The organism is Pseudomonas cremoricolorata DSM 17059 = NBRC 16634, assembly GCF_000425745.1.
In the GTDB taxonomy this organism is placed as follows: Bacteria; Pseudomonadota; Gammaproteobacteria; order Pseudomonadales; family Pseudomonadaceae; genus Aquipseudomonas; species Aquipseudomonas cremoricolorata.
The window spans coordinates 309,994-326,419 of sequence record NZ_AUEA01000001.1; the positions used below are offsets into that span (position 1 = coordinate 309,994).

10 protein-coding genes and 1 pseudogene are annotated in these 16,426 nt (G+C 62.2%); 8 read left to right on the top strand and 3 right to left on the bottom strand.

The window, feature by feature from the left end; all coding sequences use genetic code 11:
- The first annotated feature begins 317 nt into the window (after window positions 1–317).
- The 3 genes from gltB to hemE all read left to right on the top strand — a co-directional run bounded on the left by gltB (window position 318) and on the right by hemE (window position 7,525).
- Window positions 318–4,763: a glutamate synthase large subunit gene (gltB, locus tag H618_RS0101385; protein ID WP_028693355.1), complete on the top strand. Its 4,446-nt coding sequence runs from the start codon at window positions 318–320 to the stop codon at window positions 4,761–4,763.
- 121 nt (window positions 4,764–4,884) lie between these two features.
- On the top strand, window positions 4,885–6,303 hold the full coding sequence (locus tag H618_RS0101390) for an FAD-dependent oxidoreductase (protein WP_028693356.1): 1,419 nt from the start codon (window positions 4,885–4,887) through the stop codon (window positions 6,301–6,303).
- A gap of 157 nt (window positions 6,304–6,460) precedes the next feature.
- Entirely contained in the window at window positions 6,461–7,525 is a 1,065-nt protein-coding gene (hemE, locus tag H618_RS0101395; RefSeq protein ID WP_028693357.1) for a uroporphyrinogen decarboxylase, read from the top strand.
- Between the two features lie 52 nt (window positions 7,526–7,577).
- Here the strand turns inward: hemE and H618_RS0101400 are convergent, their stop codons facing one another.
- Window positions 7,578–8,810: an MFS transporter gene (locus H618_RS0101400; RefSeq protein WP_425414153.1), complete on the bottom strand. Its 1,233-nt coding sequence runs from the start codon at window positions 8,808–8,810 to the stop codon at window positions 7,578–7,580.
- A 143-nt stretch (window positions 8,811–8,953) separates the two neighbouring features.
- Between H618_RS0101400 and H618_RS0101405 the strand changes: the two genes are divergently transcribed.
- The gene (locus tag H618_RS0101405; RefSeq protein WP_028693359.1) at window positions 8,954–9,844 is read left to right on the top strand and encodes a LysR family transcriptional regulator; all 891 of its coding nucleotides are present in this window, start codon (window positions 8,954–8,956) and stop codon (window positions 9,842–9,844) included.
- A gap of 1 nt (window position 9,845) precedes the next feature.
- Here H618_RS0101405 and H618_RS0101410 read toward each other — a convergent pair whose 3' ends face one another.
- Window positions 9,846–11,237: an L-cystine transporter gene (locus H618_RS0101410; RefSeq protein ID WP_028693360.1), complete on the bottom strand. Its 1,392-nt coding sequence runs from the start codon at window positions 11,235–11,237 to the stop codon at window positions 9,846–9,848.
- A gap of 243 nt (window positions 11,238–11,480) precedes the next feature.
- Here H618_RS0101410 and H618_RS0101415 point away from each other — a divergent pair, with 243 nt between their 5' ends.
- The 4 genes and pseudogenes from H618_RS0101415 to darG all read left to right on the top strand — a co-directional run bounded on the left by H618_RS0101415 (window position 11,481) and on the right by darG (window position 14,373).
- Window positions 11,481–12,536, top strand: a complete 1,056-nt coding sequence (locus H618_RS0101415) for a hypothetical protein (protein WP_028693361.1) — start codon at window positions 11,481–11,483, stop codon at window positions 12,534–12,536.
- Window positions 12,537–12,588: 52 nt separating this feature from the next.
- Window positions 12,589–12,981: a DarT ssDNA thymidine ADP-ribosyltransferase family protein gene (locus H618_RS23235; protein WP_281169456.1), complete on the top strand. Its 393-nt coding sequence runs from the start codon at window positions 12,589–12,591 to the stop codon at window positions 12,979–12,981.
- A pseudogene (locus H618_RS23240) lies at window positions 12,908–13,288 on the top strand (DUF4433 domain-containing protein); the annotation flags it as partial. The gene H618_RS23235 and the pseudogene H618_RS23240, both read left to right, overlap by 74 nt.
- Complete coding sequence (gene darG, locus H618_RS0101430) at window positions 13,285–14,373, top strand: type II toxin-antitoxin system antitoxin DNA ADP-ribosyl glycohydrolase DarG (RefSeq protein ID WP_028693363.1); 1,089 nt, start codon at window positions 13,285–13,287, stop codon at window positions 14,371–14,373. The pseudogene H618_RS23240 and the gene darG, both read left to right, overlap by 4 nt.
- A 56-nt stretch (window positions 14,374–14,429) precedes the next feature.
- Here darG and ilvD read toward each other — a convergent pair whose 3' ends face one another.
- Entirely contained in the window at window positions 14,430–16,271 is a 1,842-nt protein-coding gene (gene ilvD, locus H618_RS0101435; RefSeq protein WP_028693364.1) for a dihydroxy-acid dehydratase, read from the bottom strand.
- Between the last annotated feature and the right edge of the window lie 155 nt (window positions 16,272–16,426).

A 16,426-nucleotide genomic window follows, 5' to 3' on the forward strand; every position in this document is an offset into this window, starting at 1 on the left:
CCGAGAGCCTGCTGCACACCGATGCGGCAGGCTTTTCTGTCCCAGACTGCCGGCCAAAAGCCCCCTCCATGCAGTTCTGGCTGAAGCGTTTCACACGGCACAGGCCTGACCACGGCGGTGCGTGCTAAAACATTCAAAATAGCGACATAAATTTTCAATGATGCGTCATGAAAATTTGTGGGCGTCGCTGCCCCTGTGCAACAATGGAATTCCTTCACCCCACAAAAAAACTGGCAATCGACCAGTGTGGGCGTCAAGTGTCTGTTCTAAAAAGAGTTTAGCCTTCGTCGAGAGGCGAACCTGGTGAGAAAGTGTCTATGAAAACAGGTCTGTACCACCCCGAAGAATTCAAGGATAACTGTGGTTTTGGCCTGATCGCCCATATGACGGGCGAGCCCAGTCACCACCTTCTGCAAACCGCCATGCAGGCGCTGACCTGCATGACCCACCGCGGCGGCATCAATGCCGACGGCAAGACCGGCGACGGTTGCGGCCTGCTCATGCAGAAGCCCGATCAGTTCCTGCGTGCCGTGGCCCAGGAGCACTTCTCCACCGCGCTGCCCAAGCAGTACGCCGTGGGCATGGTTTTCTTCAATCAGGACCCGATCAAGGCTCAAGCCGCTCGGGACAACATGGACCGTGAAATTCTCGCCGCAGGCCTGAGCCTGGTCGGCTGGCGCAAGGTGCCGATCGATACCAGCGTGCTCGGCCGTCTGGCCCTCGAGCGCCTGCCGCAGATCGAGCAGGTGTTCATCGGTGGTGAAGGCCTGAGCGATCAGGACTTCGCCATCAAGCTGTTCAGCGCCCGCCGCCGCTCGTCGGTCGCCAACGCCCACGACAGCGACCACTACATCTGCAGCTTTTCCCACAAGACCATCATCTACAAAGGCCTGATGATGCCGCGCGACCTGGCGGCGTTCTATCCAGACCTGGGCGATGAGCGTCTGCAAACCGCTATTTGCGTGTTCCACCAGCGCTTCTCCACCAACACCCTGCCGAAATGGCCGCTGGCCCAGCCATTCCGCTTCCTCGCCCACAACGGCGAAATCAACACCATCACCGGCAACCGCAACTGGGCCATGGCCCGTCGCACCAAGTTCGCCAATGACCTGATCCCCGACCTCGACGAGCTCGGCCCGCTGGTCAACCGCGTGGGCTCGGACTCCTCGAGCATGGACAACATGCTCGAGCTGATGGTCACCGGTGGCATCGACCTTTTCCGCGGCGTGCGCATGCTGGTGCCGCCGGCCTGGCAGAACGTCGAGACCATGGACGCCGACCTGCGCGCCTTCTACGAATACAACTCCATGCACATGGAAGCGTGGGATGGCCCGGCCGGTATCGTCATGACCGAAGGCCGCCACGCGGTGTGCCTGCTCGACCGCAACGGCCTGCGTCCGGCGCGCTGGGTGACCACCAAGAACGGCTACATCACCCTCGCTTCGGAAATCGGCGTGTGGAACTACCAGCCCGAAGACGTTCTAGCCAAAGGCCGGGTCGGCCCGGGGCAGATCTTCGCGGTCGACACCGAAACCGGGCAGATTCTCGACACCGACGCCATCGACAACCGCCTCAAGTCGCGCCACCCGTACAAGCGCTGGCTGCGTCAGCACGCCACGCGCATCCAGGGAACCCTGGAGGGCGATGAGGGCGTGGCCAGCTATGACGCTGACCAGCTCAAGCAGTACATGAAGATGTTCCAGGTCACCTTCGAGGAGCGTGACCAGGTGCTGCGCCCGCTCGGCGAGCAGGGCCAGGAAGCGGTCGGCTCGATGGGCGACGACACGCCGATGGCGGTGCTCTCGCAGCGCGTGCGCTCGCCGTACGACTTCTTCCGCCAGCAGTTCGCCCAGGTCACCAACCCGCCGATCGACCCGCTGCGCGAAGCGATCGTCATGTCTCTGGAAATCTGCCTGGGCGCCGAGCGCAACATCTTCCAGGAGTCGCCTGAGCACGCTTCGCGGGTGATCCTCAGCTCGCCGGTGATCTCGCCTGCGAAATGGCGCACGCTGATGAACCTGGAGCGCGAAGGCTTCGACCGTCAGCTGATCGACCTCAACTACGAGCAGAGCCTCGGCCTGGAAGCGGCGGTGCGCAACATCGCCGATCAGGCTGAAGAAGCGGTGCGCGCGGGCAAGACGCAACTGGTGCTGAGCGACCGTCTGATCGCCCCGGGCCGTCTGCCGGTGCATGCCTCGCTGGCCGTTGGCGCCGTGCACCACCGCCTGACCGAGCAGGGCCTGCGCTGCGACAGCAACATCCTGGTCGAAACCGCCACTGCCCGTGACCCGCACCACTTTGCCGTGTTGCTGGGCTTCGGCGCCTCGGCGGTGTACCCGTACCTGGCCTACGAAGTATTGGCCGACCTGATCCGCACCGGTGAAGTGCTGGGCGATCTGGACGAGGTGTTCAAGTACTACCGCAAGGGCATCTCCAAGGGCCTGCTGAAAATCCTCTCGAAGATGGGCATTTCCACCGTCGGTTCCTACCGCGGCGCCCAGCTGTTCGAAGCCATCGGCCTGTCGTCCGAAGTGGTCGACCTGAGCTTCAAAGGTGTGCCGAGCCGAATCCAGGGCGCGCGTTTCGTCGACCTGGAAAGCGACCAGAAGCTGCTCGCCGCCGAAGCCTGGAGCGCGCGCAAGCCGATCCAGCAAGGTGGCCTGCTGAAGTTCGTGCATGGCGGCGAGTACCACGCCTACAACCCGGATGTGGTCAATACCCTGCAGGCGGCGGTGCAGCAGGGCGATTACAGCCGCTTCAAGGAATACACCGCGCTGGTCGATCAGCGCCCGGTGTCGATGATCCGCGACCTGCTCAAGGTCAAGGTCGCCGAGCAGCCACTGGAGCTGGCCGAGGTCGAGCCGCTCGAGGCGATTCTGCAGCGCTTCGACTCGGCGGGTATCTCGCTCGGCGCCTTGTCGCCCGAAGCCCACGAGGCGCTGGCCGAGGCGATGAACCGCCTGGGCGCACGCTCCAACTCCGGTGAGGGCGGTGAAGACCCGTCGCGTTACGGCACCGTGCGCAGCTCGAAGATCAAGCAGGTGGCCACTGGCCGTTTCGGCGTGACCCCGGAATATCTGGTCAACGCCGAGGTGCTGCAAATCAAGGTGGCACAGGGCGCCAAGCCCGGTGAGGGCGGCCAGTTGCCAGGCGGCAAGGTCAACGGTCTGATCGCCAAGCTGCGCTACGCGGTGCCAGGCGTGACGTTGATCTCGCCGCCGCCGCACCACGACATCTACTCCATCGAAGACCTTTCGCAGCTGATCTACGACCTCAAGCAGGTCAATCCGCAGGCGCTGGTCTCGGTCAAACTGGTGGCCGAAGCGGGTGTGGGCACCATCGCGGCCGGCGTGGCCAAGGCCTATGCCGACCTGATCACCATTTCCGGCTACGACGGCGGCACCGGCGCTTCGCCGCTGACTTCGATCAAGTACGCCGGGGCGCCGTGGGAACTGGGCCTGGCCGAAACCCACCAGACCCTGCGCGGCAACGACTTGCGCGGCAAGGTGCGAGTGCAGACCGACGGCGGCCTGAAGACCGGCCTGGACGTCATCAAGGCGGCGATCCTCGGCGCCGAAAGCTTCGGTTTCGGCACCGCGCCGATGATCGCCCTGGGCTGCAAGTACCTGCGCATCTGCCACCTGAACAACTGCGCCACCGGTGTTGCGACGCAGAACGAAAAACTGCGCAAGGATCACTACATCGGCACCGTCGACATGGTGATCAACTTCTTCAAGTTCGTTGCCGAAGAGACCCGCGAGTGGCTGGCCAAGCTTGGCGTGCGCAGCCTCGGTGAGTTGATCGGACGCACCGATCTGCTCGACGTGCTGCCGGGTGACACCGAGCGCCAGCACCACCTCGACCTCACCCCGCTGCTGGGCAGTTCGCATATCCCGGCCGACAAGCCGCAGTTCTGCGAAGTCGAGAAGAACCCGCCGTTCGACAAAGGCGAGCTGGCCGAGCGCATGGTCGAGATGGCCCTGCCGGCGATTCGTGACCAGGCCGGTGGCGAGTTCGCCGTGGACATCTGCAACTGCGACCGTTCCATCGGCGCGCGGGTATCCGGCGAAATCGCCCGCCTGTACGGCAACCAGGGCATGGCGGCCAAGCCGATCACCTTCCGCTTCAAGGGCACTGCCGGGCAGAGCTTCGGGGTGTGGAACGCCGGCGGCCTGCACATGCACCTGGAAGGCGATGCCAACGACTACGTCGGCAAGGGCATGACCGGTGGCAAGCTGACCATCGTGCCGCCTGCCGGCAGCCCGTTCGAAACCCAGCACAGTGCCATTGTCGGCAACACCTGCCTGTACGGCGCCACCGGCGGCAAGCTGTTCGCCGCAGGCACCGCCGGCGAGCGTTTCGCTGTGCGTAACTCCGGCGCCCACACCGTGGTCGAGGGCACCGGTGATCACTGCTGTGAATACATGACCGGCGGCTTTGTCTGCGTGCTGGGCAAGACCGGTTACAACTTCGGTTCTGGCATGACGGGCGGCTTCGCCTACGTGCTCGACATGGACAACTCGTTCGTCGACAAGCTCAACCATGAACTGGTGGAAATCCAGCGCATCAGCGGCGAAGCGATGGAGGCGTACCGCACCCACCTGGCGCGGGTCCTTGCCGAATACGTCGATGAAACCGGCAGCGAATGGGGGCGTGAGCTCTCGGAGAACCTGGACGACTACGTGCGTCGCTTCTGGTTGGTCAAGCCCAAGGCGGCCAATCTCAAGCAACTGCTGTCCAGCACCCGCGCCAATCCGCAGTAACTACAGCTGCAAGTGGCGAGCTGCAAGCTGCAAGTACAGGCAGCGCAGCTCGCTCGGCTTACGTGATCGTCTTGCAGCTTGCGGCTAATGGCTTGCAGCTGCTGTTGAGAGGTTTTGAAAAATGGCTGAACGTCTGAGTAACGACTTCCAGTTCATCGAAGTGGGGCGCAAAGACCCCAAGAAAAAGCTGCTGCGCCAGCGCAAGAAAGAGTTCGTCGAGATCTACGAGCCCTTCAAACCCCAGCAGTCGGTCGAACAGGCCCACCGCTGCCTGGGTTGCGGCAACCCGTACTGCGAATGGAAGTGCCCGGTGCACAACTTCATTCCCAACTGGCTGAAGCTGGTGTCGGAAGGCAACATCCTGGCCGCTGCCGAACTGTCGCACCAGACCAACACCCTGCCGGAGGTGTGCGGTCGCGTATGCCCGCAAGACCGTCTCTGCGAAGGGGCGTGCACCCTCAATGATGGCTTCGGCGCAGTGACCATCGGTTCGGTGGAGAAGTACATCACCGACACCGCCTTCGCCATGGGCTGGCGTCCGGACATGTCCAAGGTCAAGCCGACCGGGAAACGCGTTGCCATCATCGGCGCGGGCCCTGCCGGTCTGGGCTGTGCCGACGTACTGGTGCGTGCCGGGGTAACGCCGGTGGTGTTCGACCGCAACCCGGAAATCGGCGGCCTGCTGACCTTCGGCATCCCTGAGTTCAAGCTGGAAAAGAGCGTGCTGAGCAATCGCCGCGAAGTCTTCAGCGGCATGGGCATCGAGTTTCGCCTCAACACCGAGGTCGGCCGCGACGTCACCCTCGAGCAGTTGCTGGCCGACTACGATGCGGTGTTCATGGGCATGGGCACCTACACCTACATGAAGGGCGGCTTCCCCGGTGAAGAGCTGCCTGGCGTGCACGATGCGCTGGACTTCCTCATCGCCAACGTCAATCGCAACCTGGGCTTCGAAAAGAACCCGGAAGACTTCGTCGACATGCAGGGCAAGACCGTGGTCGTGCTCGGTGGTGGCGACACGGCGATGGACTGCAACCGCACCTCGATCCGCCAGGGCGCGGCCAGCGTCACCTGCGCCTACCGGCGCGACGAGGCGAACATGCCCGGTTCGCGCAAAGAGGTGAAGAACGCCAAGGAAGAAGGGGTCAAGTTCCTCTACAACCGCCAGCCCATCGCCATCGTCGGTGAAGACAAGGTCGAGGGCGTCAAGGTGGTGGAAACCCGTCTTGGCGAACCCGATGCCCGTGGCCGTCGCAGCCCCGAGCCGATTCCAGGTTCCGAGCAGATCCTGCCGGCCGATGCCGTGGTGATCGCTTTCGGCTTCCGTCCAAGCCCGGCGCCATGGTTCGAGCAGTTCGGCATCGACACCGACAGCCAGGGCCGTGTCGTGGCCCCGGAAAAAGGCGTGTTCAAGCACCAGACCAGCCACCCGAAGATCTTCGCCGGCGGCGACATGGTGCGCGGTTCGGACCTGGTGGTGACCGCGATCTTCGAAGGCCGCACCGCGGCTGAAGGGATTCTGGATTACCTCGAGGTCTGATCGAGGGTGCAGGCGCGGCCACAGCGGTCGCGTCTGCACCGCGCCAGCTCCCGACAATCTTGACCCAAAGCACCCATCGGGCAGAACGAGAGGCATCGTCCGTGCCTTTTCCTTCGGGGTCTGAGAAAATGCCGGCACTTTTTTGCCGGATGCCGACATGACTGCCCTGAAGAACGATCGTTTCCTGCGCGCACTGCTCAAGCAACCCGTAGACGTCACGCCTGTCTGGATGATGCGCCAGGCCGGTCGCTATTTGCCTGAATACCGCGCCAGCCGTGCCAAGGCCGGCGACTTCATGAGCCTGTGCAAGAACCCGCAGTTCGCCTGCGAGGTCACCCTGCAACCGCTGGAGCGCTACCCGCTCGACGCGGCGATCCTGTTCTCCGACATCCTCACCATCCCCGATGCCATGGGCCAGGGCCTGTACTTCGAAACCGGCGAAGGCCCGCGTTTCAAGAAGGTGGTCAGCAACCTGGCCGACATCGAGGCGCTGCCGGTGCCCGATGCGCAGAAAGACCTCGGCTACGTCATGGACGCGGTCAGCACCATTCGCCGCGAACTCAATGGTCGTGTGCCGCTGATCGGCTTCTCCGGCAGCCCCTGGACCCTGGCCACCTACATGGTCGAAGGCGGCTCGTCGAAAGACTTCCGCAAGATCAAGGCCATGGCCTACGACACCCCGCAAGCCCTGCACATGCTGCTCGACAAGCTGGCGCAGTCGGTCACCAGCTACCTCAATGGGCAGATTCTGGCCGGGGCGCAGGCGGTGCAGATCTTCGATACCTGGGGCGGCAACCTGTCGTCGGCGGCGTATCAGGAATTCTCCCTGGCCTACATGCGCAAGATCGTCAGCGGCCTGATTCGCGAGCATGAAGGGCGCAAGGTACCGGTGATTCTGTTCACCAAGAACGGCGGCCTGTGGCTGGAAAGCATCGCCGATGCCGGGGCCGATGCGCTGGGCCTGGACTGGACCTGCGACATCGGCGAAGCACGTCAGCGCGTCGGTGGCAAAGTGGCCCTGCAAGGCAACATGGACCCTACCGTGCTGTATGCCAACCCTGCGGCGATCCGCAAGGAAGTGGCGCGCATTCTCGCCAGCTATGGCTCAGGCAGCGGCCATGTGTTCAACCTCGGCCACGGCATCACCCCGGAGGTCGACCCGGCCAATGCCGGCGTATTCATCAATGCCGTGCACGAGCTGTCGGCGCAGTACCACGGCTGAATTAGCGGGCGTTGGCCGGGCCGCAACGGCCTGGCCCGTTGTCCACTGTCGATCAGGCGGTCTTGGTCGGCAGTCGGCTCAGGTGCAGGGCGATCAGCAAAGCGATGGCTAACAGGCCGCCGATGAACAGGCCGATGCCGTTCCAGCCGCCCAGATGCCAGAACACCCCACCGGCCGTCCCGGCCACACTCGACCCTGCGTAGTAGCTGAACAGGTACAGCGATGATGCCTGGCCCTTGGCGGTGAGCGCACGGCGGCCGATCCAGCTGCTGGCCACCGAGTGCGCGCCGAAGAAACCGAAGGTGAACACCAGCATGCCGACGATGATCAGCGGCAGCGGCGTAGCCATGGTCAGCAGCATACCGCTGGCCATCACCACGATGCTGGCCCAGAACACCCGGCGTCGACCGAGTTTGTCGGCCAGCGCGCCGACCTGCGCCGAGCTGTAGATGCCCGACAGGTAGACGATCGACAGCAGGCCGACCAGCGCCTGATTCATGTGATACGGCCCGTCCAGCAAGCGGTAGCCGATGTAGTTGAACAGCGTGACGAACGCGCCCATGAGCAGGAACGCTTCGAGGAACAGCCACGGCAGCCCGGCATCCTTGAAGTGCAGCACGAAGCCATCGAGCAGGCGCCGTGGACGCAACGATTGCGGGCGGAAATTGCGTGATTCGGGCAGCACCTTCCAGAACACCAGCGCCGCCACCAACGCCAGACCGCCCATGACCAGCAATGCCGTGTGCCAACTGACGAAATCGATCAGCACGCCGCTGATCAGCCGCCCGCACATACCGCCGATGGCGTTGCCGCCGATGTACAGGCCCATCGCCAGGCCGATGTGCTGCGGGGCGATTTCTTCGCTCAGGTAAGTCATCGCCACTGCCGCCAGACCGCTCAGCGAAAGACCTACCAAGGCGCGACTGACGAGGACCGTTTCCCAAGTTGGCATGACCGCGCTGGCGAGGGTCGCAAGCGCGGCGCAGAGCAGCGCGAAGACCATTACCGGCTTGCGTCCGATACGGTCGGAAATCGGCCCGGTGATCAGCAGCCCGATGGCCAGCATCGCCGTGGACACCGACAGCACCAGGCTGCTCTGCGCAGCATTGATGGCGAACTCGTGCGACAGCAGCGGCATCATCGGCTGCACGCAGTAGAGCAGGGCAAAGGTTGCGAAGCCGCCGCTGAACAGTGCCAGCACGGTCTTCATGAACGCTGGCGATCCTTTCTCGATCCAGATATCGGTCACCGAGGCGGCCAGGGCAGGCGCAGCAGGGGAAGGCAATGGGGCTACAGCGGATTTCACGAAGTCTACCTCGGGTGGGGCGGCATGCAGGCAATGGAAAAAATCATATAGCTGGCTAATGATTAGTTCCAATATATTGTTCGACCTATTTGAGAGCTTTCACGACCTATTGAGGAGTTGCCATGGAGCTGCGCCATTTGCGTTATTTCATTGCCGTGGCCGAGGAACTGCACTTCGGCCGCGCCGCGCAGCAACTGGGCATTTCCCAGCCGCCGCTGAGCCAGCAGATTCAGGCGCTGGAGCACGAGCTCGGCGCACGGCTGTTCGAGCGCACCAACCGCCGGGTCGAGTTGAGTGAGGCTGGCAGGCTGTTTCTCGATGAAGCGCGCCAGGTGCTGGCACAGGTGGAAAAAGCCGCCGATGTGGCGCGCCGGGCGCAATTGGGCGAGCTGGGCGAAATGAAGATCGGCTTCACCTCATCGGCGCCGTTCACCTCGAAGATTCCCAAGGCCCTGTATGCCTTCCGCCAGCGCTTCCCCGCCGTGCACCTGGACCTCAAGGAGATGAGCAGCCGCGATGTGGCGGCCGGGGTGTTCGATGAGTCGATCGAGGTCGGCCTGATGCGGCCCATGCCGCTGCCTGAAGGGCTGGTGGTCACCGAGTTGCTGCGCGAACCGCTGGTGGCGGTGCTCAATGCCTCGCACGCGCTGGCGCAGGGCAGCGAAGCCGGCCTGTACATGGCGCAGTTGGCCGACGAGCCATTCGTGTTTTTCCCACGCAGCTATGGCAGCGGTCTGCACGCGCAGTTACTGAGCCTGGCACGACAGGCCGGCTTCACCCCGCACTTCACTCAGGAAGTCGGCGAAGCCATGACCATCATCGGCCTGGTATCGGCGGGGCTGGGGGTGTCGGTGCTGCCGGCGTCTTACCAGCGCATGCGCATCGAAGGGGTGGTGTATCGCACCCTGCTCGACGAAGACGCCATCACCGCGGTGTGGCTGGTGCAGCGTCAGCATGGCAATTCGGCAATGGCCCGGGCCTTTGCCGAATTGCTGGTGGAAGGCGCGCGCTGACTCAGGTGTGCTTGAGCTGCACGTGCTCGTCGGCAGCCAAGACCTGGGCGTCGGTCTGCTTGAGCAACTGACTGGTGACCATGCCGGCGGTCATCGAACCGTTGACGTTGAGCGCCGTGCGGCCCATGTCGATCAGCGGCTCGACCGAGATCAGCAACGCCACCAGTTCAACCGGCAGGCCCATGGCCGGCAGCACGATCAAAGCGGCAAACGTGGCGCCGCCACCGACGCCTGCGACGCCTACCGAGCTGAGGGTGACGATCGCCACCAAGGTGGCGATCCACAGCGGGTCGAACGGGTCGATGCCCACGGTGGGGGCGACCATCACCGCCAGCATCGCCGGGTACAGGCCCGCGCAGCCGTTCTGGCCAATGGTGGTGCCGAACGACGCGCTGAAGCTTGCGATCGACTGCGGCACGCCCAGGCGCAGGGTCTGCGCTTCGATGTTCAGCGGAATGCTGGCGGCACTGGAGCGGCTGGTGAAAGCGAAGGTCAGCACCGGCCAGACCTTGCGCAGGAAGCGCAGCGGGCTGACGCCGATGGCGCTGAGGATCAGCCCATGGACCACGAACATCAGCCCAAGGCCCAGGTACGACACCACCACGAAGCTGCCCAGCTTGAGGATGTCGTCGAGGTTGGAGCTGGCCACCACTTTCGCCATCAGCGCCAACACGCCGTAGGGGGTGAGCTTCATCACCAGGCGCACCAGGCGCATGACCCAGGCTTGCAGGGTGTCGATGGCCGACAGCGCGCGGTTGCCCTTTTCGGCATCGTCGCGCACCAACTGCAGCGCCGCCATGCCGAGGAACACCGCGAAGATCACCACGCTGATGATCGAGGTCGGTTTGGCCCGCGCCAGATCACCGACCGGGTTGCTTGGGATGAACGACAGCAGCAATTGCGGCACGTTGAGGTCGGCGACCTTGCCGGCGTAGTCGGCGTGGATAGCCTGCAACCGAGCGCTTTCCTGCACGCCAGCGATCAGCCCCTCGGCGCTGAGGCCGAACAGGTTGGTCAGCAGGATGCCGATCAGCGCGGCGATGGCGGTGGTGATCAGCAGCGTGCCGATGCTCAGCACGCTGATGCGGCCCAGGGAGGAGGCGTTGTGCAGACGCGCCACGGCGCTGAGGATCGAGGCGAAGATCAGCGGCATGACGATCATCTGCAACAGCCCGACATAGCCGTTGCCGACCAGGTCGAGCCAGCCGATGGTGGCCTTGAGCACCGGGTGCCCGGCGCCGTACAGGGTGTGCAGCACCAGGCCGAACAACACGCCAAGCACCAGGCCGAGCAAGACTTTTTTCGCCAGGCTCCAGTCGGTACGCCGGGTTTGCGCCAGGCCCAGTAGCAGGGCCAGGAACGCCAGAAGATTGAGGGACAGCGGCAGGTTCATTGAAGCTCCAGAACGAAGAAGCAGGGGGCATCGAGGGTATTGCGCGATTGCCAACCGGAAATGCTAACAGCCTGAAAGCCAAGCAATTTATACCCAAATCGAATGTGCATAGTCGTTTCTGGAATATGCACGGGTCGCCAGCGGATATGCAGTAGGCGCTTTCAGCATCGAATGGGTCGTTGTCATACAGCGCGGGCAGGATTCGTCGACTAGTTTGTTCAGGTCATTTCAGGAGATGCCTGCATGAAGTTCGCACCCAAAGCAGCTGCCGTCGCGTTGTCCCTGTTGTTCAGCGTTCACGCCTCGGCGACCGAACTCAAGCATTGGCCGGCCGACGCCGCCAAGCAGCTCGACAGCATGATTGCCGCCAACGCCAACAAGGGTAACTACGCGGTGTTCGACATGGACAACACCAGTTACCGCTACGACCTTGAAGAATCGCTGCTGCCATTCATGGAGAACAAGGGCCTGCTGACCCGCGACAAACTCGACCCGTCGCTCAAGCTGATGCCGTTCAAGGACACAGCCGAGCACAAGGAAAGCCTGTTCAGCTACTACTACCGGCTGTGCGAACTCGACGACATGGTCTGCTACCCGTGGATCGCCCAAGTGTTTTCAGGCTTTACCCTCAAGGAGCTGAAGGTTCAGGTCGATGAGCTGATGGCCTCGGGCAAACCCATTCCTGCGACCTACTTCGAAGGCGATCAGCTCAAGACCACCGAGGTACAACCGCCCAAGGTCTTCGTCGGCCAGACCGAGCTGTACAACAAGCTGATGGAGAATGGCATCGAGGTCTACGTGATCACCGCAGCGGGCGAAGAGCTGGTACGCATGGTGGCCTCCGATCCCAAGTACGGCTACAACGTCAAACCGCAGAACGTGATTGGCGTCACCCAACTGCTCAAGGACCGCAGCAATGGCCAACTCACCACCGCGCGCAAGCAGATCAGCGCCGGGCACTACGATCCCAAGGCCAACGAGAACCTCGAACTGACCCCCTACCTGTGGACTCCAGCCACCTGGATGGCCGGCAAGCAGGCGGCCATTCTCACTTACATCGATGAATGGAAACGCCCGGTGCTGGTCGGCGGCGACACCCCCACCAGTGATGGCTACATGCTGTTCCACGGCGTCGATGTCGACAAAGGCGGCATCCACCTGTGGATCAACCGCAAGCCCAAGTACATGGACCAGCTCAACGCCATGATCGCCAAGAATGCTGCTGCACAAGCCAAAGAAGGGCTGCCGGTGACGGCGGACAAGAACTGGGTGATCGTGACGCCTGAACAAATTCAGTAGGCGTTGGTTAGAACCCTTGGTCCTTGCAAAGATTATCCGGCATCTATGGTTGATGGCATATGGATATCATCTGTTGCAGGAGCTTGCCTTGGCTATTCGTGATCAGAAATTCATCTACCACCTCACCAGCCTGCGGAATGTTCGATCCATATTGCAGCGCGGCTTGCTTCCCAGATCACTGCTGGGAGCGGGCTTCGCTGACATCGCGGATCAGCAGATCATCGAGGGCAGGCGGCGTGCGGCGCTGGAACAATTTGTACCGTTTCACTGGTTTGCCAAAAATCCTTTCGATGGCAGGGTGCACAGGGATCGGCCAGATGAGCATTTCGTGCTGATAGCCGTGACTAGAGCGCATGCGAAGCAGAACAATTTGGGGTGTGCAGCAGCGACGCAACGAAGAAATCGTGATTCTTGTCTCCAGCCTGTACCATGCCCGGTCGCTTAACCTGCGGTTTGTGTTCACCGACGCTCATGCCTATCCGTATTGGTCTGGCTACTACAGTGATCTCAGTCAGTTGGACAACATCGATTGGGAGATCCTGCAGCGTAGGGATTTCAAACGCGACCCAGATGATCCTCGAAAGATGGAACGCTATCAGGCTGAGGCACTCATCCATGAGCATGTCCCGGTGACCGGCCTGCTTGGAATTATTTGCTACAACGACGCTTCGAAGAGACGTGTCGACGGTGAGGTTCAGCAGCGTCAGCTGAGCATTCCTGTCCATGCTCGCCCTGGGTGGTATTTCCAATGATCCGATTTGTTCAAGGTAACCTGCTCGAGGCTGAGGCCGAGGCGCTGGTCAATACAGTCAACACCGTCGGGGTGATGGGCAAGGGTATTGCACTGATGTTCAAGGAGCGCTTCGCCGAAAACTACTCACTGTACAGGGCCGCGTGTCAGGCAAAAGAGGTGGTGACCGGCAAGATGTTCGTAACTGCGGTGAATGAGTTGGGCGGGCCTCGCTGGATCGTGAATTTTCCCACCAAGCGCCATTGGCGTTCGCCATCGCAAATCGACTGGATCACCGACGGATTGCATGACCTGCGTGGCTTTATCATCGAACAAGGGCTGGAATCGATTGCCATTCCGCCTCTGGGTGCTGGGAACGGTGGCCTGCCATGGGCTGTTGTACGCGACCAGATTGAAGCTGTGCTTGGCGATTTGCAGGCGGATATCCTGGTGTTCGAGCCTACTACCCACTATCAGAATGTTTCCAAACGCAGTGGTGTAGAAGAACTGACTCCCGCGCGTGCACTCATTGCAGAGCTGGTGCGTCGTTACTGGGTATTGGGCATGGAGTGCAGTTTGCTTGAGATTCAGAAACTGGCATGGTTTCTCGAGCGCGCCATCGAACGATTCATTCCTGGGGATAACCCGTTACAGCTCAAGTTTATCGCGCATAAGTACGGCCCCTATGCCAACCGGCTTGAGCACCTGCTCGATAATCTCGACGGCAGCTATTTACATTGCGCCAAGCGCATCAGCGATGCGGAGCCATCAGATGTGATCTGGTTTGACGAGAGCCGTAAAACGTATGTGCAAACCTATTTGAATAGCCAGGCGAAAGCTTACCTTCCTGCCTTGGAGTTCACTGCCGATTTGATCGATGGCTTCGAATCACCCTTCGGCATGGAGCTCTTGGCTACTGTCGACTGGCTACTTTACAGAGAGGCGATCGAACCCGACGTTGCAGCGGTTCGAGAGCGGCTCGCGCATTGGTCTGGACCCGCCGCCAGTGCGGCGCGAAAGAGCAAGTTGTTCGACGATCAAGCGATCGGGATTGCGCTGGATAAGCTTTCGTCATTTCAGTCGAAAGCGATTGTTTCGCTTCAATAGCCTACCCAAGAAAACCGGCGCCCAAGACGCCGGTTTTAATTCAAGCCAGCACAGAATCAAAGCCCGTCGAGCATCGCCTTGTTACGCACAGCCCCTTTGTCGGCGCTGGTCGCCAGCAGGGCGTAGGCCTTGAGGGCGGTGGTCACTTTGCGTGGGCGCACTTCCACCGGCTTCCAGCCTTTCTTGTCCTGCTCGATGCGGCGGTGGGCCAGTTCTTCGTCGCTGACCAGCAGGTTGATGGACCGGTTGGGGATGTCGATCAGCACTTTGTCGCCGTCCTGCACCAGGCCGATGGCGCCGCCAGCGGCAGCCTCAGGGGAGGCGTGGCCGATGGACAGGCCCGAGGTGCCGCCGGAGAAGCGACCGTCGGTGAGCAGTGCGCAAGCTTTGCCCAGGCCCTTGGACTTGAGGTACGAGGTCGGGTAGAGCATTTCCTGCATACCTGGGCCGCCTTTCGGGCCTTCGTAGCGGATGATGACGATGTCGCCCGCCTTCACTTCGTCGGCGAGGATGCCGCGCACGGCGCTGTCCTGGCTTTCGAAGATCTTGGCATTGCCTTCGAACACGTGAATCGACTCATCGACACCGGCGGTCTTCACCACGCAGCCATCGAGGGCGATGTTGCCGTACAGCACGGCCAGGCCGCCTTCTTGCGAGTAGGCATGCTCGAAGCTGCGGATGCAGCCGTTCTCGCGGTCGTCGTCGAGGGTGTCCCAACGGGTCGACTGGCTGAATGCGGTTTGCGTAGGGATGCCGGCCGGGCCTGCCTTGAAGAAGGTGTGCACGGCTTCATCGTCGGTTTGGGTGATGTCCCATTTGGCGATGGCCTCTTCCATGCTCGGCGAGTGCACGGTCGGCAGGTCGGTGTGCAGCAGGCCGCCACGGGCCAGCGAGCCGAGGATGCTGAAGATACCGCCGGCGCGGTGCACATCCTCCATGTGGTACTTCTGGATGTTCGGCGCCACTTTGCACAGCTGCGGCACCAGGCGCGACAGGCGATCGATGTCACGCAGGTCGAACTGCACCTCCGCTTCCTGCGCGGCCGCCAACAGGTGGAGGATGGTGTTGGTCGAGCCGCCCATGGCGATGTCCAGCATCATGGCGTTCTCGAACGCCTTGAAGTTGGCGATGCTACGCGGCAGCACCGACGCGTCACCCTCGCCGTAGTAGCGCTTGCACAACTCGACGATGGTGCGCCCGGCGGTGAGGAACAGTTGCTCGCGGTCGGAGTGGGTGGCCAGGGTCGAGCCGTTGCCCGGCAGGGCCAGGCCCAGGGCTTCGGTGAGGCAGTTCATCGAGTTGGCGGTGAACATGCCCGAGCAGGAGCCGCACGTCGGGCAGGCGCTGCGCTCGTATTCGGCGACTTTCTCGTCGGAGGCCGAGCTGTCGGCGGCAATGACCATGGCATCGACCAGGTCCAGGCCGTGGCTGGCCAGCTTGGTCTTGCCGGCTTCCATAGGCCCGCCGGAAACGAAGATCACCGGAACGTTCAGGCGCAGCGCGGCCATGAGCATGCCGGGGGTGATCTTGTCGCAGTTGGAGATGCACACGATGGCGTCGGCGCAGTGGGCGTTGACCATGTATTCGACGGCGTCGGCGATGATCTCGCGGCTGGGCAGCGAATAAAGCATGCCGTCGTGGCCCATGGCGATGCCGTCATCGACCGCGATGGTGTTGAATTCCTTGGCCACGCCACCGGCGCGCTCGATCTCGCGGGCGACCAGCTGGCCCAGGTCCTTCAGGTGCACATGGCCTGGGACGAACTGGGTGAACGAGTTGGCGATGGCGATGATCGGTTTCTTGAAGTCTTCGTCCTTCATCCCGGTGGCGCGCCACAGGGCGCGGGCGCCGGCCATGTTGCGGCCGTGGGTGGAGGTCTTGGAACGATAATCAGGCATGGAGCGCTCCTGGCGGCTAAATCACGTCAAAGTAGGGAGTGAGCTTCTCTTGTCCTAATACGCCGAAGGCCGGTTGCCATTGGCAAGGATGTTGGGACGAAGTCCGCGCGGGATCGCCGCAGGCTCGACCAGAGCTCATAAACCCGCCGGGGGAT